Raw genomic sequence first — 21,150 nt, 5'->3', positions numbered from 1 at the left:
CTATTGAGGTAAATCAAGGCGTATGTCGCTAATGGCGATATTGATTGAACCGCTTTTGGATGAGAAGGTAGATTTAGCCAGTCTGTTAAAAATGATCATTATTCATGATCTTGTTGAAGCAGAAGTGGGAGACGTCTCCGTATTAGATCAGATCCGCAATTTGGAGATCAGAAAGATCAAAAAGCAAAATGAAGAGCAAGCCATTCCCAAGATCAGGCAAATGCTGGCAACAAGTAACGGACAAGAAATCTATGATCTTTTCTATGAATTTGATGAAAAAAATCATTAAGCTCTTTAAGCACTGTTGTTTGATAAAGTACCTGATCATAAATAGATTGTTGAAATGGGAAAGGTGACATCTTTGAATGCCACCTTTTTAAATAGATGCTCGCAGATCTAACTTCGGACATTATTCAGCAGATCATGCGGATAACCTAACGAAATGGCGCTTAATGTATCCAGTCTTTGAATTTCTTCTTCGGTGAGATCTAAATTTATAGCGTTGAAACTTTCTTCAAACTGCTTAATATTGCGGGCTCCAAGCAATGGGAATGCCTGTTTTGCTAAATTCCATGCAAAAGCAATCTGGCCTGGAGTCGCATTATATTTCCTAGAAATGTCAATCAGCTCATCTATGATTGCTTTCGTTTTTTGATCTTCAGTATAACCAGACTCCCCCGAAAGACTAATCCGTCCAGATTCACCATTTCTGTATTTTCCCGTCAGTATTCCGCCTGCCAGTGGAGAATACATCATGATGCCTAGACCAAATTCCTCTGCCATTGGAATCAGTTCCCGGTCCGCTGTACGCTGGAGCAGATTATATTCGATCTGCAGGGCAGTCAGTTTTATTGAAGTGGCGATGGCAGAGGCTTTCCATGCGGGAAAATTTGTCAATCCAGTATACAGTACTTTTCCTTCTCTTATCAGATCCTCCAAGCCCATACCAATTTCATCCATCGCAGTTACTCCATCATCATAATGAGGCATGTAAATATCGATGTAATCTGTTTTTAAACGTTTTAGGCTTTCATCTACTGCCTGACGCATGGATTTTCGGTTATTTCCATAATTGCTTTTTGCGGGTTTTTCCATACTACTTCTGGTATATTTGGAGCATATAATAAAATTGCTCCGTTGTCCACTGGTAAAATTGCCCACAATTTCTTCTGCTTGCCCCAATTGATAGGTGTCGGAAACGTCGATAAAATTTCCGCCTGCATCCGCATAGGCTGTCAGAATTTTTTTAGATTCTTCAGGATCTGCTCCGTATCCTTTTCCTGTTCCAAAGTTTGCCGCTCCCAATATAATTTCACTTGCATAGAGTCCTGTTTTGTCTCCGAATAGTTTATATTTCATATTTTTATATTTACTTTGCTACAAAGGTAATTGCCTAATATATCTGGGTCAATTACGGATAAATTTATCTATATCAAATTTTTATTAGCTACAATGGCATACGAAAAGAAACTTCCTGTTAACCTGGACTGTGGGTTGCATCTGTTCCTTCAGGTGGTTCAGGGCAAATGGAAAATAAGTCTGCTCTGGGCGGTGTATTCCGGAATCAAGAGACCGGGCGAACTTCAGCGAAAAATTCCTAAGGCATCCCGTCGGGTACTGGACGCTCAGCTTAATGAATTAATCGCACACGGCTTGCTCATAAAAAAAGTATACGACGAACTTCCGCTCAAAGTGGAATATGAACTCACTGAATTGGGGCAAAGCCTGATGCCGATTATCGGAATTACCGCGCAGTGGGGTGAAGATCACAGAGAGGAACTAGAGGGGCTTTTAGGGACTTAATTGTCTACAAAAAATAGTAATGGCATTATTACTGAATTTGTAGCACTTTAATATCCAAATTCTTTAAAGTTGGCCCAGCCCATTTCTATCCAATCATCCCAATATAATCGACCAGTAGATCCAACTCCATCTGGGGCGATTGTATAAAAGTCAGCGATTACTCCAAAATGTTTTCTTGTTTTAGTGGGTTAAGCATGCCAACATCCTGCTGAATGATGAGAAAATAATTTCGCTCAATCCTTCGAGTTCGACACCATATTCATGATCGTAAACTTGGATCGGATAATCATTTTTTTCCGCAGAGTCTCTCATAGCAAATACCAGTAGTCCTGTATCATTACCTTCACTCGCAAACGGAATCAGGCCAAGTGGGATGATTTGTTCAGCGATGTACCAGTCATGATTGGATCAGTCTTCTTTAGATGCAATTGAAGAAAACCGTTTTTAAGCTTCTGTCCTTTGTGTTTGAACTTTGCACTTAACTCCTCATTATTTGCTAAAATTGCTCCAGCTCCAGTGATTATAGGGCTGACGTTAAAATAAATATCTGTAACTAGATCTTTGTCCAAAAAAGCGTTGAAAGTACCTGCTCCACCTCCGACGGCTATTTCATGCACCCCTTGCGAAGACATATATGCAATTGCCTCTTCAGGACTTGCTACAGTCTTGTAGCCATCAGTCGTATAAGATTTACCGGCCAATATGATGATTTCTATTCCATTAAAATGTTCTTTTACTGGATCTGGAAAATTTAGAAAATTTTCAAATGTTTTCAATCCTATCACTACATTTCCAACCCGTCTTACAGATTGTATATAAAATTCCATTGCTTCAGGTGGCAGCTTATGATGCTGGTTATCGGATATCAAAATTCTTCCATTAGCCGAAATGTTTGCGATTACTGTTACTTTCATAATTATTTTTTAAAATTTCTGTTCAACAAAACTATTGGATATTCAATATATATTTACTATTCATTACCTTTAGGAAAGTAACTATCCTATGGGCAATAAAAAAAGTGATATTGATAAAGAAACTATTTTGGCATTAAAAGATGGCATTGAATTGCTCAGTGGTAAATGGAAATTTTGTATCCTGCACAATTTGCAGAAACACGGCACAATGCGGTTTAAAGATCTGCAAGAAATGGCTCAGGGAATATCCCCAAAAGTTCTATCCAACGAACTTCAGGAATTAGAAGATAATTTACTGATTAGCAGAACGGTTAATGACACCAAACCTGTGACCGTTTCTTATGCGCTTACCGCATATGCTAAAGAAACGGAAGAAGTTGCCAATGTTTTAATTAAATTTGGTCTAAAGCATAGAGATAAAATTAAAGCAAAATGAGGTTTCTATTTTAACAGCTCATTTTTTGATTTTAAACCTCATAAGATGGAGTCTATATTTTTATAAGGGGGATAGGTCTCGATATAAAGAAACTATTTTGGTAAATTCATAAGTAGTTCCTTTGCAGGTACTTCTTGAATTTTACCGTCAACTTTTACCACCAAACTCTCACCCTTTGCAGCACTTTCTTCTGCCAATTTTCGTAAAGCCTTTTGCACTCCTAAACGAATTCGTTCAGCAAGATCGATATTTTCGATATTTACCTTATCGTTCATTATGGTATTTCGATTTTAGTGTCGACCAAATTTCGCTATTTGAAATGAACTCCCCAAATTTATCACCCTGAGTAATTAGTTCGGGTATTAAATCCTAACGTATTACCTTCATAGCTAGGAGTTGCACATTTTACATTCATTTTAAAAAATCTTCTTCTACCAGAGCATTATTTAAAAATACCCCTGTATTATTGCCCGTTGAGATAGCATATGATACAGCACGTAGCGGATTAGTATTGTCTCCACAAGCGAATATATTATCCACTGTCGTTTTCTGAAATGCGTCTACTTTGATAAGTCCCTGTTCTGTCAATTCACAGCCCAATAATTCGGGGATTTTACAATGTTGTTCAAATGGAGGTCTAGCATAGATGACATCTAATTTAAAAATTGAATTGTCTGAAAAAGTTATTTCTTCAACTACGCCGTCCTTATGTTTAAACGAGGCTATCTTCTTCTCAACTATTGAAATATTGTGTTTTTTGATTTCATCGGTCTGCTCTTGTGTCAGCTCCGATTTTCCATTGGTAAATATCGTTAAATCCTTTGTCCAGTTATTAATAAGTCGGGACAAGTGAAATGCACCATATCCATTTGCCAAAATCCCTGTTTTTTGATTTTTCACTTCATATCCATGACAATAAGGACAATGAAGTACTGTGATTCCCCAGCATTCAGAAAACCCCTTAATGTTCAGTATTTTGTCTTTTAAACCTGTTGCAAAAACAAGTTTTCTAGCTGAAAATATTTTACCTGATTGAGTTGATAGCTCAAAGCCCTTATCAGTTTTCGTTGCACTAACAGCAAGGTCTGTCAAGAATTTTACAGTGTCGTATTTTAACACTTGATCTTTTGCCTTTCTCCCAATAACGCTTGGTTTTTCCCCGTCCTGCGTCAGAAAGTTATGTGAATGAGGTGTTTGTCGGTTACAGGGCAAACCGCTATCAATAATTAAAACATTTCTTAATGCTCGTCCCAGAGCCATCGCTGCCGAAAGGCCTGCATAGCTACCGCCAATTATGATTACGTCAAAATTTTTGTTATCTGTCATTTCATTAAAATTTAAAAATGATGTTAATGGAAGAGGTAAAGCTAAAATGGATAAAGCAAGTCCTCCTTGTTTAATTAATTCTCGTCTTGATATTTTTTTCTGTTTATCCTTTATTTCCAACGGTCTGCTTAGGTCGTTGATTTCAGGGGTCCCATCGCTTATCTGATCTTCGCGAAGATTAGCTATGATCTCCCTATTATTTTCTGGTCTGTCCGTCTCCATACTTGTAATATTTATTGGTTGCTAAATGTTCAAAACCAATTCATCTATTGTTTATTTGTATTAAACAGTGTTCAAATATAGTGAAAATATATTTGTTTTAACAAAATAGATAGATTGAATTTTTAAATAGCTCAGGCTGTAATACACAACTTTAAACTAAATAAATAACTGAATTACTTCAATATATGGTGTTTTACCGCAGATATCATAGTGAAGTGTGAAAAAAAATTGGATAATTGAACACTGTTTAATAAATTTGCATCATAAAATTAATTTCAACATTTAAGAAATGAAAAAAGCATTAATAACTGGAGCAAGCGGAGGCATAGGTTTGGAAATTGCCAGACGTCTTTCCCAACAGCATTACCAATTGACTCTAGTGGCAAGAAATGAACAGAAATTGAAATCTGTTCAGGAGCAACTTGGGAGGGATGTACATCAGATTCTTGTAGCAGACCTTACCATAAAAGAGGATATTGAGAAAGTCAGTAAGCACCTTACTGAAAATAGTTATGATCTTCTTGTTAATAACGCAGGAAATGGTTCTTATGGAAGGTTTACAGAGATACCTATTGGAGAACAGTTAAATACCATGACACTGAATATGGAGGCATTGGTATCCTTGTCTTATGCATTTTTAAGCAAAGCAGTATCAGGAAATGCGCTGATCAATATTGGGTCACTACTGGCTCATTCATCTTTACCTGGTGGAGCCGTGTACGCGGGGACAAAAAGCTTTGTTGCCAACTTTTCGGAGTCACTCTGGTATGAATATAAAAATAAAGGTATCTTTGTTTCAGGCTTTAATCCCGGTGCTGCCGATTCTGATTTCCATTCGAACTCGGGCAGTGATACAAGTGCATTTCCAAGTTTTGTCGTATCGAGTGTTTCTGAAGTTGCCGACGAATTTATGAAGGCATTGGCAGCAAGAAGAAAGCCAAGAGTAATACAAGGATTTAAAAACCGAATGATGCTATTCGGGTTTAAGTTTCTCAACAGGAAATCAACCATTAATATAATGGGTAAAATTAGTCCGGGACTTAAGGCTTAAATTTTAAAGCCAAATAAAAATTAAAATGAGTATAGCAGAAAGAAAACAGGAAGAAAAACTGGAAATGCACCAGCGTATCTTAAATGCGGCACGCAAAATATTTCTTGAAAAAGGATATGAAAAGACCAGTATGCGCAATATTGCCAATGAGATCAATTATAGTCCTGGCAGCCTCTATTTTCATTTTAAGGATAAAACCGAAATTTTTCAGGAGCTTCAAAAAGAAGGGTTCACGTTGCTTCTAAACCAGTTGAAAGTGCTGAACAGCGTAGCAGATCCATTTGAACGACTTAAGGCATCGGGACGTGTGTTTATTCAATTTGCGCAGGAAAATAAGGATTACTACAACCTCATGTTCATGGTCGAGGAGACCGTAAAAGATCCTGCCGAAACTAGGTTCACAATTGCACAGGAAGCCATAAATCATATGTGTTCTATGATCCGAGATTGCCAGCAACAGGGTAAATTCAAAGAGATGGATACAGACTATTTTACATTTATGGTGCTTTCCGCAATGCATGGAATTTGTGCCTTGTTTTGCAAGGACCGTACAACAAGTTTTATAAACAAAACAAATGAAGAGCTGATGGAAAACGGCTACGCATGTTTTGTTGCTTTGCTCGAAAAGAGCTAGGCACTTTTTTTTATTATTTTATTGAACAGTGTTTAAATTTATTACAGTGATTAAATCATATCAAAAACCTAAATTACTATGGTCGATTTTGTTGACCATGGTATTGATCACTGCCCATCAGAGCAGGGCACAGGGTAGGCTTGACCTATACATACAAGAAGGTCTGGAATCAAACCAGAGTATAAAACAGCAAAGTTTTATGCTGGAGAAAAATGTTTATGCGCTCTCGGAGGCGAAAAGTATGTTTCTACCAAATATTGCCTTTTCAACAACCTATACCAAAGCCGATGGCGGACGGACAATCGATATTCCTGTGGGCGATATGATGAACAGTGTGTACAGTACACTAAATCAGTTAACAGGAAGCAATTCGTTTCCGCAATTGCGAAACCAGCAGGTATTGATAAATCCCGATAATTTCTATGATGCAAAATTTCGCATAACCCAACCAATTCTGAATGCAGAGCTCAATTATAACAAAAAGATTAAGACAAAGCAGATCGGCCTCCAAAAAACGGAAGTGCTACTTTATAAAAGAGAATTGGTAAAAGAAATTAAAGTAGCCTATTATAATTATCTGAAAACGACCAATGCTGTAAAGATCTACCAATCTTATTTAGCATTGGTGCGTGAAGGGGAGAGAGTCAACAGGAAGCTATTGGATAATGGTAAGATTAACCGGACAGCCTTGGTCCGAAGCCAAAATGAAGTTTCCAAAATAGAGGCCTCGATCGTGACTGCTATAAAGACGCAAGAATCGGCCAGGTATTATTTTAATTTCCTACTTAATCGCCCACAGACAGAAAGTATTTTAATAGATGAAATAACCGCGTTGCCGGATCAGAACGCTCTAATAGGCGAAGATATCGGTAATCGCGAGGAGCTTTCCAAACTTAAAATCGCCAAGGGTATCAATGAAGACCTGACGGGACTTGCAAAATCATACCTCGTTCCAAAGGTGGGAGCCAGTTTGGACCTGGGTTCGCAGGCATTTGACTGGAAATTCAATAATAAGAGCCGCTATTACCTTCTTGGCGTTTCTTTAGAGTGGAACCTTTTCGGATTTGGGAGAAACAGCAGCCGCATCAAGCAGACCCTTGCCGAGCAGCAGGCGATTTCATCCCAGACCGACTATGTGCAACAACAGCTTCTTACAGAGCTTAAAGTGCGTCAGGCCAGTATGGAAAGTGCTGTTGCTGAATTTCGGGCAGCCCAGAGCCAGTTAAAGACAAGCCAGACCTATTACAATGATATATCAAAATTATATAAGGAGGGAATGGCAATTTATATTGAAGTGCTTGACGCCCAGAATCAATGGGTAGATGCCCAGCTGCAGGCCAACATCGCTCTATTCGATACATGGATAGCATTTACTGCCATTGAACGCGCCAACGCTAGTTTTAACATACAATAATTTTAAAAATGAAAAGGATACAATTTACAGTAATTGCGGCAGCCCTATTGCTGTCATCGTGCAAAGAGCACCCCAAAAATACAAATCCGCTTGGCGAACCAGATATCATTGCCGTAAAGGTATCCCCTGTGTCGTCCTTCCGTGTTCCTACCTCGGTACAGGTAAGCGGGTTGGTCAGTACAGAAGACCAGGCAAACTATTCTTTTAAAATAGGCGGTGTCATCAGCCGTATATTGGTCAATGAAGGAGACTTTTTCCGCAAAGGACAATTATTGGCAACGTTGAATACGACCGAAATTTCAGCCGGGCTTTCCCAGTCAAGCCTAGGTGTGGATAAAGCCCAACGCGACTATGACCGTGCAATGAACCTTTACAAAGACAGTGTCTTTACGTTGGAACAGCTGCAAAATACAAGAACTGCACTTGATGTCGCCAGAAAAGGAAAAGAAGCCGTGGCGTTCAACGAGCGCTATGCAAAGATCTATGCCGCCTCGGACGGCTTTGTCTCAAAGAAGGTCGCAAATGAAGGAGAAGTGATTGGGGGCGGAATGCCGGTGTTACTTACTAATACCATACAGCAGAATGCCAGCTATCTTCTGAAAGCAGGTGTAACAGACCGTGAATGGTCAAGTATAAAAGCAGGACAGGCTGCAAAAGTTACATTAGATGGTTTCCCTGATCAGCTATTCGAGGCGACGGTATACAGAAAGTTGCAATCGGCAGACCGAGAAATAGGCTCTTTCCAGATAGAACTAAAATTGAAACTCAATAACGTTGCTCCTCCCGTAGGAATGTTTGGGAAGGCCGATATTGAGATAGATGAGGTGGAGAATGCAATCGTGATCCCCTATAATGCATTGGTCGAAGCGGACGGAAAAAAAGGATACGTATTCACTATTGTTGGCGCAGACAAGGTAAAAAAGATTCCTGTAAACATCATGAAGTTTGAAACGGATAAAGTGTATTTAAGTGACAAAATGGACGGGATAAACCAAATTGTCATTTCCAACAGCGCCTACCTGAACGAGCAATCCGTAGTCAAAATTATCAAATAAACCCACATCATAATGAAAATAACAAATTTTGCCGTTAAGAACTATCAGTTCACCCTGATCATGTTCGTTCTTTTTGCCGTAGTGGGGTTGCTCACGCTGTTCACTATGCCGAGATCGGAGGATCCGACAACGCATCCGCCGCAATATGTGATCACGGTCATTTACCCAGGAACCAGTCCAAAAGACATGGAAGAACAGGTGGTAAAACCGATTGAAAATAAAATATACGGGCTTGAAAATATAGAAAAGATACTTACTTCTGTTGAAGATGGTGTTGCCGTAATACAGCCTAAATTCAAATATGGCGTCGATGTCGACAATAAATACCAGGAGATATCTACCGAGATAAATGCGTTAAAGAACAGTGAACTCCCAAAAGACATCCATCTGATCAAAACGGAAAAGGTAGCATCCTCCGATGTAAAGATCATCCAAGTGGCTTTGGTTTCCAATGCTGCATCAGCTAAAGAACTTAGGGACAAAGCCGATCTGCTTAAAACAGCGCTGGAAAAGATTACCGACCTTAAGGAAGTTAAGTATACAGGAGTTCCTGAGCAGGAGATACGCATAGACATGCAGCTGGATAAGCTAGCCCAGCTAAGGATACCCTTAAATCTTGTTGTCGGGAGCTTGCAAAGCGAAGCTGCCGATATCCCAGGGGGGAGCGTCAACCTCGATACCAAAGTTTTCAACGTGAAGACAAGCGGCAAGTTCAAGAACGTCGAAGACGTCGCCAATACAGTTATATATAATGCCAACGGGAAGATCATTTATTTAAAAGATGTCGCCAAAGTTAGCTATAAGGATGGTACCATCAACCATATTACCCGCCTTAATGGTCACCGCTGTGTGCTCGTGACAGCCGCCATGAAAGACAATGTCAATATTAGCAAGGTCAAGGAAGAGTATATGCCAGTGTTGGAAGCATTCCAGAAAGGACTTCCGGAAAATATAAAAATGATCAAAAACTTTGACCAGGCGGACATGGTTGCACAACGTTTGGGACACCTGGGATTTGATTTTGCGCTGGCGATCGTGCTGGTCGTTATCACGTTGTTGCCACTGGGATTCAGGGCGTCATTGATTGTTATGATCTCCATTCCGTTATCACTCGCCTTGGGTTTGATAGCGATGAACATGCTGGGCTATTCACTCAACCAATTGAGTATTGTTGGCCTGGTGGTGGCATTGGGACTGCTGGTAGACGACAGTATTGTTGTTGTCGAAAATATAGAAAGATGGTTAAGAGAGGGGTATTCCATTAAGGATGCCGTGTTAAAAGGGACAAGGCAGATAGGTAATGCAGTTGTAGGATGTACGGCTACTTTGGTCATAGCGTTCCTGCCGCTTGCTTTTTTACCTGATGCGGCAGGCGAATTTCTCCGAAGCTTGCCGATGGCGGTAATGACAAGCGTATTGGCATCCATGCTGGTTGCGCTTACCTTGGTTCCATTTCTTGGCAGCCGTATATTAAAACCCCATGCACATAGCGGCGGTAATTACTTCCTGCAGAAGCTACAGCAGTTTTTGAGCTATTCTTACCGCAGTATCATGCCAATCGCACTCAAATGGCCAAAAGTAACCGTAGGGATCTCAATCGCGCTGAGTGTTTTTGCATTCGCCCTCTTTCCATTGGCAGGATTCAAGCTTTTTCCAACATCAGAAAAGCCAATGTTCCTGATCAATATCAAACTGCCATTGCAGGCAAACATCCCTGAAAGCGACCGCGTCACCAAACTCGTGGAGCAGGAACTGAAGAGCCATAAGGAAATCGTGTATTATACCTCCAATGTCGGCAAAGGTAATCCGCAGATTTATTACAATGTACACCAGCAGGACATTAAGCCCGATTTTGGACAAATATTTGTTCAATTGGGCGACGATACCGGCCCAAAAGTCAAACAAGAACTGATAAAGACCCTTAGAAAAAAATTCATTGATTTTCCCCATGCAAGAATTGAAGTAAAGGATTTTGAACAGGGCACACCGATTGAGGCGAACATTGTTGTCAGAGTTTTCGGGGATAATCAGGACACCTTGCGATCCCTATCTTTTAAGGTAGAGGAAATTTTAAGGAAGCACCCCGGTACCTTCTTTGTGAACAACGAGCTAAATTCGTACAAATCAGATGTCAAGGTTTCAATAGACAAGGAAAAAGCGCGTACCCTTGGTGTATTGACCAGTGATGTAGACATGGTTATCCGTATGGCAGTAGCCGGCGTAAATGTTGGTGACTACATCGACGACCGCGGCGATTCAAGGAATGTAATCATTACCCTACCACGAGAAAAGTTTTCAGATCTCAATGTGCTCAAAGGACTTTATGTCAACAATATCCAGGGAACACCGATACAGGTTGACCAGATTGCTACAATAGGTTTTGAAACATCTCCGACGGCAATCAACCATTTTAACAAATCGAGGTTTGCCAAAGTGACATCATTGACTGAAGACCACGTGTATGCCAATGATATTTTAAAGGACATCGTTCCACAGCTTGACAGATTAAAGCTTCCGCCGGGGTACTATTATAAATTGTCGGGTGAGGCCGAGTCCGAAGGCGATGCCCTGGGAGGCAACTTTCTTTCGGTCATATTATTAAGTGGCTTCCTTTTTATTGGCGTGCTCCTTTTACAGTTTAAGAATTTCAAGGGGATTATTATCGTATTATCCATTATCCCGTTGGGTATATTGGGCGGTGTTATAGCGCTCCTTTTAACCGGCAATCCGATGTCCTTGGTTTCTATTATCGGTTTTATCGGGCTGTCGGGAATACAGGTCAAGAATTCGCTGCTCCTCGTGGATTTTACAAACCAGCTTAGGGTTGAGGGCCACTCCTTGGATGAAGCTATCCATATAGCGGGCGAGACACGGTTTTTACCTGTTGTGCTTACATCTATTACCGCTATCTGTGGATTGATACCTATTGCATTAAATCCCAATCCACTTATTGCCCCCTTGGCAATTGTACTTATTGGCGGGCTTATAAGTTCAACAATCCTATCAAGGATTGTAACGCCCGTAATGTATAGGCTCATCCCACCACAGATCGAAATTGAGGAAGATACAGAAGATAACGATAAGTAATAAATACACTTTTCAATGGTAATACAAGAAGCCAGTCCCTTATATAGTTTATATGGGCCTGGCCAAAGCCAGGATGATCAGTCCCGCTGGATGGGAATGCCATTTGGTCCTCGCACCCGGTTCAAAGGTTACACTTCCGACCACGTTCTGATTAACGCTATCCGCTGTTACAAGATTATTTAAATATGCTGTTCCCGTAAAGTTGTCGTTTGTAATCTTTACACTTTTGGCAAAAATTGGGTCGTTTGTTCTGCTGTTGGTTCACTCTTTTCATTAACCTCAGCGGGAGATTCCTGCACTGTTGGCTTAGATAATGGCGAAGAGCATACTGTAAAAAATGCTGCAATGGAAATAGAGCTTGTTTTCATGTGTTTTAAAGTTGTCGCAAACGTTTTATGATTAAATAAAATCTAATAGCAAATCTGCATCTTTCGCAACTTCTTTCCTTACGGTTTCCCGTATGATTTCATCCTCAACCAGCTTTACCTTTGTTCAAGGTTATTGTAAACACATAGACAATGGATATATTTTTGGGATGGATTATCTTTTCGTTAGCAGTAGGTGCTATCGGTGCCAATAGGAATATAGGTTTTGCAGGAGCATTCTTTCTTTCATTATTCCTATCTCCGGTTATTGGACTCATATTTACACTGGTATCTAAATCAGACGATCAGGTTAAATTTGAAACAGAGTTGTTATCCAATGCGAAAAAGCAAACTGAAGGGATTTTAAAAGCAAGTGATAAATCTTTTACTGATGAATTATATAAACTTAAGAGTTTGCTTGACTCAGATTTGATTACCAGGGAGGAATTTGAAATTGAGAAGGAAAGCTTAAGAAGTAGCTTACCACAAAAGAAAACTGTGTTATCACTTTATTGTTCGTCCACGTCTGGTATTTCAGGAAGATTGATGATCCGGGTAGGAGACACGGGAAACTTTATAGATCTTCCGCAGGGACGGGATAACGCTTTAGATTTCGATGTACCTGCAGGCGAAGTTAAGGTGGTGATCAGTCCCACTGGAATTTTTGCCAGCGAAAAGAAAGTCTATCTAAAAACAGTGATGCATGAAACCATTCGCTATGATATATCTGAGATTTATATGCAGTAGTGTAAAGTCTTCTAATATCTAGTTATCAGTGAACTGGTAATTTTCACCTAAAATAGTTACGTTATAGTCATAGCCTTCATCGCTTGTAGATGAACAAGAGCCACTAGAAATGTCTTCAGATGTAAAATGGGACTCGTCTAGCCATCCGCCATTCGGGCAATGTATAGTAACTAAGTTGTCATTTTCCACCTCAATATTTAATGTATATGAGCTGCTGGTTACGGTTCTTAAATTCTCCTATTATATGTTGACGTCTTTCAAACCTCTCCTCCAGGTTGATTATATATGTCTTAATTCTTGTCATACACGTTGAATAGGGGCTCAAACTTCATAATTTAAAATAATCTGATTACTCTAGTGCACTCTTAATGAAATTCCGGTACTCTTCAAGTAGGTTTTCAGAAAAACCTTCCGTGCGCTTCAGAATTTTCCCAGTTTGATCTGTGAAAATTATTAGCGGAATAGCAGAGCAATCATATTCCATTTTTATTCTATTAAAATCATTTGTTTCAATGATAAACTGGTCCCATTCCATATTTTCTTCCTTCAGTGCTTTTAGCCAATTGGAACGCGTCTTATCAATAGATATACTAGCCATATAAAAGTCCTGAGAGGTTATTGAATTTTTAATATTTTTCAATAAAGGGATTTCCGAGCGACATGGGACACACCAACTAGCCCAGAAAATAAGCATATTCAACTTTTTATTTTTATTTATGCCTTCTTTTACAATATTATTAGAATTTTTAAGAATTAACAAAGAAGTCAATTGATTTACTTCTTTCCTAGTCATTAGATATTTATTTAATTCTGCGGCCTTTGTTGATTTTTTTACCCTATCATCAAACATAATCAGCAATTCCTCTAATTCTTTATTTGTAAATGAACTTTTATTATTATATAATTCTCCAAAAAGATAGAAAGCATATGGATTCTCCTTTACAAGCCTTCTTGTATCATTAAAACTCTCGGTATGTTTTTGAGGGCTTTCATCATTTATAATGCCAATATTTTTCGGATAATTCTGTTGATAAAATCTATTTTGTTTGCCTGCTTCTATCTTTAAAGGTTTTAAGTTGAAGATAGAAGTAACACCTGTCCAATCCCCCCTTATTTTGATTAGTCCATCATCGGTCATGAACGCAACGCTATTGTTCTTACTTAATTCATTATTAATGAAGGCTAGCCTGTGCATTTTATTTTCTTTGGTAAAATACACAATACTAGCCAAAAAAGGTTCTTTATTATCTTTAATAACAAATTTGAATTTTCCTTCTTTATATTCAGCAGAATCTAGTTTATTCCTCCATTGGTATGCATCCACCAAATACAATTTCGATGAAGGAATACCTATTACTTCACCTTCTATCACTGACCTATATTGGGCTTTAAAATCTGCTACTTTTACAGGATTTACTTGCGCAAATGTGCAAATTGAAACCAAAATTAAAAGGAAGGAAAAAAACAGTTTTTTCATTATTTTTTTAATGTTAAGTAATCGGAAGGCAATACTTTTAAATAATCCTTGTAAATAAAGACTTCCTCATCCTGAAGAAATTTAAGATCTTCTTTCGGTAATCCTGAATATTTCGAAAATACTGTAAAAGTTGAGTCTTTTGGATAATAGTGGCCAGCAATTTTGATCATTTCAATTGTTGACTTTTCAGGCTCTGTAGCCTGCTCTTTCTTACACGCGCCAAAGCCTAGCCCCAGCAGCGCAATAAACATTAAATATCTTTTCACTTGGCAATATAATTAGCCCAAAAGATAAGTATTAAAGTTTATGTATTTTTTTGATGGCAGGAAAATTACACATAAGTGTAGGCCAGCTGGGGAAAACTCTTTTTGTTTTTTAAGAGACTCAATTTTTGCGGAGTAAATGTAATTTACTGTTAAGGATTCGGTTATAGACTAGTTTAAGGTCATCGTAAACAACATTTACAATGGATATACTAATTTTTTTGAGGCACTTTAGAATGAAAGAATATGCAGAAAGCTAAGAAGGGATAGATATTATATTGCCAAGATACACTAATCAGTTGTTATATTTGCATCTCGTTATATAATTTGTAACATTTTTTAACAAAACAGTAAAGAATTTTAATATACAGAATGTGTAATTTAGGTAAGGCCTATGTGCAGCAAGTATTTTATATCCTTGCTACACTAGATTTATGATAAAAGCTATATGCAGGATAACACATTGAAACATTCATATCATACTGTTAACATTTTGTTTTATAATTTAATATTTGGGCAAACCGATATAAATTGAGCGCTTTTATAGTGCTTACGCAGATCATATGGGTGAAGATCAAATAACTACTTGGGCGGATGAGTTTAGGTTTAGTCGTTAATTACATAATTTTAAGTATGAAAAAAGGAATACATCGTCTATTTCAGTTTTTAATAATATTTAGTTCATTGCAAATTTTTATCTGCACTGATACCTTAGCGCAAAATCTTGGTCATGCTATAATAAAAGGGAATATTAAAGGTAATAAAGGGGAGGGGTTCACACTTTATAGGCTTGATGAGACAAGTGCATTAATTAATTATAAGAATGGGCAATTTATTTCCACAGATAGTCGAGGGTATTTTTATACGAATATTATACTTGATAAGGCAACGTATTTTGTTATAGGGTTTAATACATTGTATATTTCACCCCATGATTCAATTCATATGACAGTAGATGGAACGTATCCAGCACGTTCCAGTTTTAGTGGTATTGGGGCGGAGATACAGGATTATCTGAAAGGGAATCCCTATTATAAGGGTGCTTCTTTTTTAGAAGGTGGAGACAGTATTCGCCGTAAACTGGAAGACAACTTGGATTATGTTTTGTCTGCAGAAAAGAGGAGAAATATGGAACTAAAAAAACTGGCCCATACTTCCAGATCATTTCAACATATTGAGAAAGCACGGACAAAAGCCGATGTTATAAATAGTTTGCTTCGCTTAAGATCACATTATAAAAGAATGTTTAATAAAAAGGAACCTTTAGATTCTATTCCAGAGCTTATGGATTACAATTCAAAAGTTGTTCCTGTTATTAAACAATATGCATCTAACTTTTTGGATAAAGATTTTTTAGGTTTAATCAATTATCGATATATCCTTCCCAATATCATACAATTTAATAGCGGAAATAAAAGAATAGGACCAATACTTGAATGGTCCAAGTTTAACGAATTGAGTTCTGAAATTGACGAGGCAATGAAAACAAACGATGAAACAGTTTTAGATAAGCTAAAAACGATATTAATGCCATGCCAAACGAAATATATCGAAATGCTGTTTTAAGTAAACTTTCATCCGTTTCTAGTCTAATGAAGGGAAATCAAGCTGCGGATTTCGATTTTGAGGATGAAAAAGGCAAGCGTCGAAAACTTTCTGAATTTAAGGGCAAACCCATTTTTATCGATCTATGGGCTACCTGGTGCATGCCTTGTCTGGAGCAAAAGCCAGAATTCGAGCAACTTGCAAAGAAATATAAAAATAAGGCTATCTTTTTGTCTATATCATTGGATAATGATAAGAATAGATGGTTGAGTTTTTTGAAAAATAAGGACTTAGTTGCTTTTGAGGGGTGGAGTAGTTTTAAATCGCTTTCACGCTATAACGTAGTCGGTATTCCCAGATATATTTTTATTGATAAAGATTTCAATATTTTTAGTTTAGATGTTTCGACTAACTTTTCTAAGGTAATTGAAGATCATTTTACTATGATAGAGAAGTAGCGGGATTTATTTGAAGAAAAAAAACTGTTTCAATAGGAGTATATCCAAAATAAACTAATTGACATCGCCAAAGAAAAGATCTTTGATGGCAACAAAATCATAAATGAAATCGCCTTTGAACTAGGGTTCAAATATCCTCAACATTTTAATCGGTTATTCAAAAACAGGGTAGAGTTTATCCCAAATGAATATAGAAATCGAAGTCTAAACTAATTATGCTTTAAGCATAAGAGTACGGCTGTCAAATTGGTTTTAGGTGGTGTAGTTTGGGAGATATACCAGATTTAAAGTAAATTCATATTTTTATTCATATTTGAAGCTTTATATGGAGCCATTAGAAGAAATAGATATTTTTATTTTTGATACATTAACAGATATTTTGTTTGATAAGGTGCCCGGGTACAAGGAAGTTGTTGATATGGGAGAGAACAGTTTTTTCTCAGATCGTTCAACATATCTGTTTATGAACGAATTTGCGGTATATCTTGGTGGCCAGATCATAGCTGATCGCACAAGCTCTTTTGTTGAAAGTTCCTTTGATTATATCAATTAGGACCTACACGACATATGCAGACGACAAGGTTTCAGAGATTGAAGCTTTCAAATTGACACTCAAAAAAAATGATAACGATTTTCTAACCGACATCTACAATCGACAATTGGCAGAGTTATATGTCGGGACTGGTGAAAACAATAAAGCTCTTGAAATCCTTGAGGGCATAATAAAAGGGACAGATAACCCCAATATTATAAGAGGTTGTATTAAACAACTTTGCAGAATAATCATTAGCACAAACAGCTCATCAGATGAGATAGCTAAGAATTCATATCATATTATAAAAGATCAACATAAAAAGTACAGCAACTTTTCTCCGATGGTGGACGGTTTAATTAAAGATGTGACAGAAATAATGCAAGAGGAAAAAATTACTGCACATAACAGCAGCTTGCCAAAAGCGGGGGCAGACGTGGTGGCAGAAACTTTTTGGATCGGAATAAATATTTATCCACTGACACAATTTACATTACATTAAGTTTATGGAGTATAGGCAGAATTGAAAGTACCTCAAAATAGAAGTTTTTAACCCCGAAAAGAAGCGCTATATTAATTCAAGACCTTTGACTTCTAATTTAATATTATTTAACATTACAACATAAGTATATTATCTATATTGTATTCGATAATAAACCTGTGTTATGAAGAAAGTAGTATTACCTCTTCTGTTGACCTTTGTTTTGACTGTCTTTCTTTCAGTTTTTACTTATGCGCAACAGATCAAATCCTATAACGTTGATCAGCAGATTATTAAAGATGGGCTGCCTGCAGGTTGGTTCTTAGCAGAATCCCAAGGCTATTCTTTCACCGTTGAAAGACATAGCAGGTACGCCGATAAAACACAGTTAAAAATTAGTAGTGTACGCGATAGCAATGGGTATTCAGGTGTTATGATGCTGAATATTCCTGAAAACCTAGAAGGGAAGGAGATTGCTTTTGAAGGGAAAATCAAGACAGAGAATATAGCACCTGATGGATTTGCCGGATTATTTCTCCAATTAAAACCCAAAGTTGACGTCGAGAATATGGAGTCCCAGAGATTGAATGGAACGCATGATTGGGAAACATTTGGTGTCAGGCTTAAGTTAAAACCAAAAGAAACACGTAGTATTGCCATTGCGACCTATATCGTTGGTAAGGGGACAGCCTGGTTCGCAGATCTTAGCCTTAAAATAGATGGTAAGGATTATACCGAGGCGCTGCAATACCCAAGCATAAACAAAGCAGATACTATTTATAATTTCAATTCACAGTTGAAAGAAATTTCACTAACGACTGATAATATTGCTAAGTTAGCCCATACAGCTCAGATTTGGGGGATTTTAAAATATTTTCATCCAGCGGTTACTTCGGGGAAATGGGATATGGACACAGAGCTTTTCAAATTCATTCCAAGCTTGTTGGCCAGCAAGGATCAATCTACTACCGAACATCTTTTGCAAGAATGGATTCAGCATTTCGGCCCCTTTCAACCAACTGTGGAGTGGTCTACCATTGCTGAAGAGAAAATTGCCGCCGCAGCCAATGATGCATGGATAGATAAATTACCCTATTCCAACAAGCTCAAAGAAACGCTTACAGCACTGTCCCATGTGCTACCCGTAGCACCAAACCGATATATAAGCTACTTTGAAGGTGCTGGCAACCCCCAGTTTTATGAACACAGTTACAAGACCGTTCCACTTTCCGATGTAGGTTTTCGGCTTTTAGGCTTATTCCGATATTGGAATGCCGTGCATTATTTTAACCCCAACCAAAAGCTTTCAGCACAGCCATGGGACCAAGTACTGACGGATTTCATACCGCTATTTGTCGGAGCGACAACCAAAGCATCGCTGGATGGAACCTATCTCAAGCTTTTTTCGAAAATCAATGATACCCACGCATTTTCCTACCTTTCAGATGATTATCATAAAGATCTATTTGGGCCAAGGGCTGTAGGGTTTAAGACCAGTTTTGTTCAGAATCAACTGGTGGTCACTGAGCTGTCAGATGATCAGTTCAAAACTGGGCAAGAGTTACAGGTCGGCGATATTATTATAGAGATTGCTGGTAAGCCCGTTTCCGGTATGATTAATTCACTGGGGCAATATGTTGCTGCTTCTAACGAAAGTGCCCTTATGCGCGACCTTCCGAGCCGGATGTTACGGACTGCAGATTCCCTGTTGTCGTTGAAGGTTCGCCGTGAGGATAGGGAATCGGATGTCTATATCCCCACGCGTGCCATCGAATCCATAAAGCATATAGATGCAACACCCAAGCCCGCGATCCGGAAAATGAAAAATGGCATTGTGCTGGTCGATATCGGTGTCTTTAAGGATTCAGATACCCACCGGCTAAAAGATAGCCTGCAAGGACAACGTGGGCTTATTTTAGACTATCGTAATTATCCTTCGGCGAGCATGCATGATGAATTGCGTGATATGATCTTTCCATCAGAAAAAGACTTTGTCATATTTTCGACGAGTAAAGGCATGCGTCCCGGACTGTTTAAATACACTGATCCGGTCAAGGCAGGAACGGCAAATCCGAAAGCTTTTACGGGTAAGATCGTGATTTTGGTTAACGAGAGAGCACAGAGCGCATCTGAATTCCAGGTCATGGCATTGCGTACCATATCCGGATCTCAGGTTGTTGGCTCACAGACTGCAGGGGCGGACGGCAATATCAGTTGGATTCCACTTCCACTGGGTTATTCCACTGCTTTTTCAGGAATAGGAGTTTATTATCCTGATAAAAGTGAAACACAGGGGATAGGCATTGTACCCGATAAGGTTGTATATCCCACAATTGAGGGAATCAGGAATCATCAAGATGAGGTACTCCAGGCCGGTATTGATTTGATATTAAGGCAATAATTTACTTCAAGCGCTATCCAGGCAAGGGTAATCTGGGCGATAATCGTTAAAATTAACATGGAAGAGATCGCATCGGAATCCCGGCCTATCATAGTTCCGTCTTTAATAGTCCAACATATGTCCATATATTGGAAAAACCATTTTATTATCCGAAGTCATTTTTCAATTTTCATTTTATATTTACAAATTAGGCAATCGATTGTGTTCTATTTTGGCTTGAAAATATAAATTTTTCTGATTAATATCGTGTTGCAGGGTACAACTGCAATGGCAGCGTTAAGGTAGGACTCCACTTGCTCATCAAGTTCGCATGCCAATAAAAACTGAAGATTATGGACCAAAGGGACGAAGACCACATATTGCTTTCAAGATTTAAATCTGGGGATGACTCAGCATTTGAGGCGATCTATTATAAGTATTCGGATCAGCTCTATGCATATGGTTTTCGCATTATTAAAGATGAAGCCAGTAGTATCGATGTAGTTCAGGATCTTTTTACCTGGCTATGGGAACATCGTGAGCAGCTAGAAATTACAAATCTCCGAAGTTATCTCTATGCCGCTGTCAAATATAAGCTGACCAGAAAGATCATGACAGGTAGGAAACGCCAGGAAATCCTTGCTCAGTTAGCCTCTATACATTGTTTCCCTGCTACCGACCAGTCTCTGGAGCTGAAAGATCTTCAAGATGTCATTCGGGATTTTGTTGACACACTACCACCTAAAGCCAAGGAAATTTTTGTGCTAAGCAGAGAAAAACATCTTCCCCACAAAGAAATAGCCGAAAAATTAATTATTTCAGAAAATACGGTGCGTAATCATCTAAACGTAACACTCAAAAAATTAAGGCTTTATCTAGAAAAGATCAGTTACTGGATGTTTTTTTTATTTTTTTTTCATTAAGACTAGTACATACCCCAGGTTTAATGCTCCTATCTCT

The 21,150-nt window shown here is 38.4% G+C and carries 24 protein-coding genes; 17 read left to right on the top strand and 7 right to left on the bottom strand.

The annotated features are described in order from the left end of the window. Positions 1-22: 22 nt before the first annotated feature. Positions 23-289 carry an HD domain-containing protein gene (locus B4A24_RS06975; protein ID WP_293943875.1) on the top strand — a complete coding sequence of 89 codons (267 nt, stop codon included), beginning with the start codon at positions 23-25 and terminating at the stop codon, positions 287-289. A gap of 107 nt (positions 290-396) precedes the next feature. Here the strand turns inward: B4A24_RS06975 and B4A24_RS06970 are convergent, their stop codons facing one another. Beyond that, entirely contained in the window at positions 397-1,359 is a 963-nt protein-coding gene (locus B4A24_RS06970) for an aldo/keto reductase (RefSeq protein ID WP_293943873.1), read from the bottom strand. Between the two features lie 30 nt (positions 1,360-1,389). On the opposite strand from B4A24_RS06970, the gene B4A24_RS06965 reads away from it, so the two are divergent. After that, positions 1,390-1,803 (top strand): winged helix-turn-helix transcriptional regulator, encoded by a 414-nt coding sequence (locus B4A24_RS06965; RefSeq protein WP_293943871.1) that lies wholly within the window; start codon positions 1,390-1,392, stop codon positions 1,801-1,803. Between the two features lie 359 nt (positions 1,804-2,162). Here the strand turns inward: B4A24_RS06965 and B4A24_RS06960 are convergent, their stop codons facing one another. Next, a complete protein-coding gene (locus B4A24_RS06960; RefSeq protein ID WP_293943869.1) occupies positions 2,163-2,717 on the bottom strand; it encodes a dihydrofolate reductase family protein in 555 nt (184 codons plus the stop codon). 88 nt (positions 2,718-2,805) lie between these two features. On the opposite strand from B4A24_RS06960, the gene B4A24_RS06955 reads away from it, so the two are divergent. Next, the gene (locus tag B4A24_RS06955; protein WP_293943867.1) at positions 2,806-3,153 is read left to right on the top strand and encodes a winged helix-turn-helix transcriptional regulator; all 348 of its coding nucleotides are present in this window, start codon (positions 2,806-2,808) and stop codon (positions 3,151-3,153) included. Between the two features lie 92 nt (positions 3,154-3,245). Here the strand turns inward: B4A24_RS06955 and B4A24_RS06950 are convergent, their stop codons facing one another. Continuing rightward, positions 3,246-3,428 carry a hypothetical protein gene (locus B4A24_RS06950; RefSeq protein ID WP_293943865.1) on the bottom strand — a complete coding sequence of 61 codons (183 nt, stop codon included), beginning with the start codon at positions 3,426-3,428 and terminating at the stop codon, positions 3,246-3,248. A gap of 136 nt (positions 3,429-3,564) precedes the next feature. After that, on the bottom strand, positions 3,565-4,701 hold the full coding sequence (locus B4A24_RS06945) for an NAD(P)/FAD-dependent oxidoreductase (protein WP_293943863.1): 1,137 nt from the start codon (positions 4,699-4,701) through the stop codon (positions 3,565-3,567). A 289-nt stretch (positions 4,702-4,990) separates the two neighbouring features. Here B4A24_RS06945 and B4A24_RS06940 point away from each other — a divergent pair, with 289 nt between their 5' ends. Genes B4A24_RS06940 through B4A24_RS06915 form a run of 6 tightly spaced genes read left to right on the top strand, consistent with a single transcriptional unit; the run spans position 4,991 to position 12,125 of the window. Next, the gene (locus B4A24_RS06940) at positions 4,991-5,752 is read left to right on the top strand and encodes an SDR family NAD(P)-dependent oxidoreductase (protein WP_293943862.1); all 762 of its coding nucleotides are present in this window, start codon (positions 4,991-4,993) and stop codon (positions 5,750-5,752) included. A gap of 25 nt (positions 5,753-5,777) precedes the next feature. After that, complete coding sequence (locus B4A24_RS06935) at positions 5,778-6,386, top strand: TetR/AcrR family transcriptional regulator (RefSeq protein WP_293943860.1); 609 nt, start codon at positions 5,778-5,780, stop codon at positions 6,384-6,386. 46 nt (positions 6,387-6,432) lie between these two features. Continuing rightward, the gene (locus B4A24_RS06930) at positions 6,433-7,800 is read left to right on the top strand and encodes a TolC family protein (protein ID WP_293943858.1); all 1,368 of its coding nucleotides are present in this window, start codon (positions 6,433-6,435) and stop codon (positions 7,798-7,800) included. A gap of 8 nt (positions 7,801-7,808) precedes the next feature. Continuing rightward, complete coding sequence (locus B4A24_RS06925; protein WP_293943856.1) at positions 7,809-8,855, top strand: efflux RND transporter periplasmic adaptor subunit; 1,047 nt, start codon at positions 7,809-7,811, stop codon at positions 8,853-8,855. A 12-nt stretch (positions 8,856-8,867) separates the two neighbouring features. Beyond that, entirely contained in the window at positions 8,868-11,942 is a 3,075-nt protein-coding gene (locus B4A24_RS06920; RefSeq protein WP_293943854.1) for an efflux RND transporter permease subunit, read from the top strand. A gap of 15 nt (positions 11,943-11,957) precedes the next feature. Beyond that, a complete protein-coding gene (locus tag B4A24_RS06915; protein ID WP_293943852.1) occupies positions 11,958-12,125 on the top strand; it encodes a hypothetical protein in 168 nt (55 codons plus the stop codon). Between the two features lie 35 nt (positions 12,126-12,160). Here B4A24_RS06915 and B4A24_RS06910 read toward each other — a convergent pair whose 3' ends face one another. Further along, entirely contained in the window at positions 12,161-12,310 is a 150-nt protein-coding gene (locus B4A24_RS06910) for a hypothetical protein (RefSeq protein WP_293943850.1), read from the bottom strand. Positions 12,311-12,460: 150 nt separating this feature from the next. Between B4A24_RS06910 and B4A24_RS06905 the strand changes: the two genes are divergently transcribed. Next, positions 12,461-13,054 (top strand): SHOCT domain-containing protein, encoded by a 594-nt coding sequence (locus B4A24_RS06905; RefSeq protein WP_293943848.1) that lies wholly within the window; start codon positions 12,461-12,463, stop codon positions 13,052-13,054. Positions 13,055-13,403: 349 nt separating this feature from the next. Here B4A24_RS06905 and B4A24_RS06900 read toward each other — a convergent pair whose 3' ends face one another. Both B4A24_RS06900 and B4A24_RS06895 read right to left on the bottom strand, forming a co-directional pair. Further along, a complete protein-coding gene (locus tag B4A24_RS06900) occupies positions 13,404-14,531 on the bottom strand; it encodes a TlpA disulfide reductase family protein (protein WP_293943846.1) in 1,128 nt (375 codons plus the stop codon). Next, positions 14,531-14,797 (bottom strand): hypothetical protein, encoded by a 267-nt coding sequence (locus B4A24_RS06895; protein ID WP_293943844.1) that lies wholly within the window; start codon positions 14,795-14,797, stop codon positions 14,531-14,533. Before B4A24_RS06895 ends, B4A24_RS06900 begins: the two co-directional genes overlap by 1 nt. 630 nt (positions 14,798-15,427) lie before the next feature. On the opposite strand from B4A24_RS06895, the gene B4A24_RS06890 reads away from it, so the two are divergent. From B4A24_RS06890 to B4A24_RS06860, 7 genes are all read left to right on the top strand, one after another. Further along, positions 15,428-16,360, top strand: coding sequence for a hypothetical protein (locus B4A24_RS06890; protein ID WP_293943842.1), 933 nt, complete (start codon positions 15,428-15,430; stop codon positions 16,358-16,360). Further along, positions 16,327-16,797 (top strand): TlpA family protein disulfide reductase, encoded by a 471-nt coding sequence (locus B4A24_RS06885; RefSeq protein ID WP_293943840.1) that lies wholly within the window; start codon positions 16,327-16,329, stop codon positions 16,795-16,797. The genes B4A24_RS06890 and B4A24_RS06885 overlap by 34 nt, the downstream gene beginning before the upstream one ends. Before the next feature lie 42 nt (positions 16,798-16,839). Continuing rightward, positions 16,840-17,010, top strand: a complete 171-nt coding sequence (locus tag B4A24_RS06880) for an AraC family transcriptional regulator (RefSeq protein ID WP_312400259.1) — start codon at positions 16,840-16,842, stop codon at positions 17,008-17,010. A gap of 112 nt (positions 17,011-17,122) precedes the next feature. Further along, entirely contained in the window at positions 17,123-17,350 is a 228-nt protein-coding gene (locus tag B4A24_RS06875; RefSeq protein ID WP_293943838.1) for a hypothetical protein, read from the top strand. Between the two features lie 106 nt (positions 17,351-17,456). Next, positions 17,457-17,831: a hypothetical protein gene (locus B4A24_RS06870; RefSeq protein ID WP_293943836.1), complete on the top strand. Its 375-nt coding sequence runs from the start codon at positions 17,457-17,459 to the stop codon at positions 17,829-17,831. Positions 17,832-17,994: 163 nt separating this feature from the next. Continuing rightward, a complete protein-coding gene (locus tag B4A24_RS06865) occupies positions 17,995-20,211 on the top strand; it encodes a S41 family peptidase (RefSeq protein ID WP_293943834.1) in 2,217 nt (738 codons plus the stop codon). A gap of 332 nt (positions 20,212-20,543) precedes the next feature. After that, entirely contained in the window at positions 20,544-21,113 is a 570-nt protein-coding gene (locus B4A24_RS06860) for an RNA polymerase sigma-70 factor (protein ID WP_293943832.1), read from the top strand. Positions 21,114-21,150 lie beyond the last annotated feature (37 nt).

The organism is Sphingobacterium sp. UBA7249 (assembly GCF_002472835.1).
Lineage (GTDB): Bacteria > Bacteroidota > Bacteroidia > Sphingobacteriales > Sphingobacteriaceae > Sphingobacterium > Sphingobacterium prati.
This window is presented reverse-complemented; position numbering and strand designations above follow the sequence as displayed.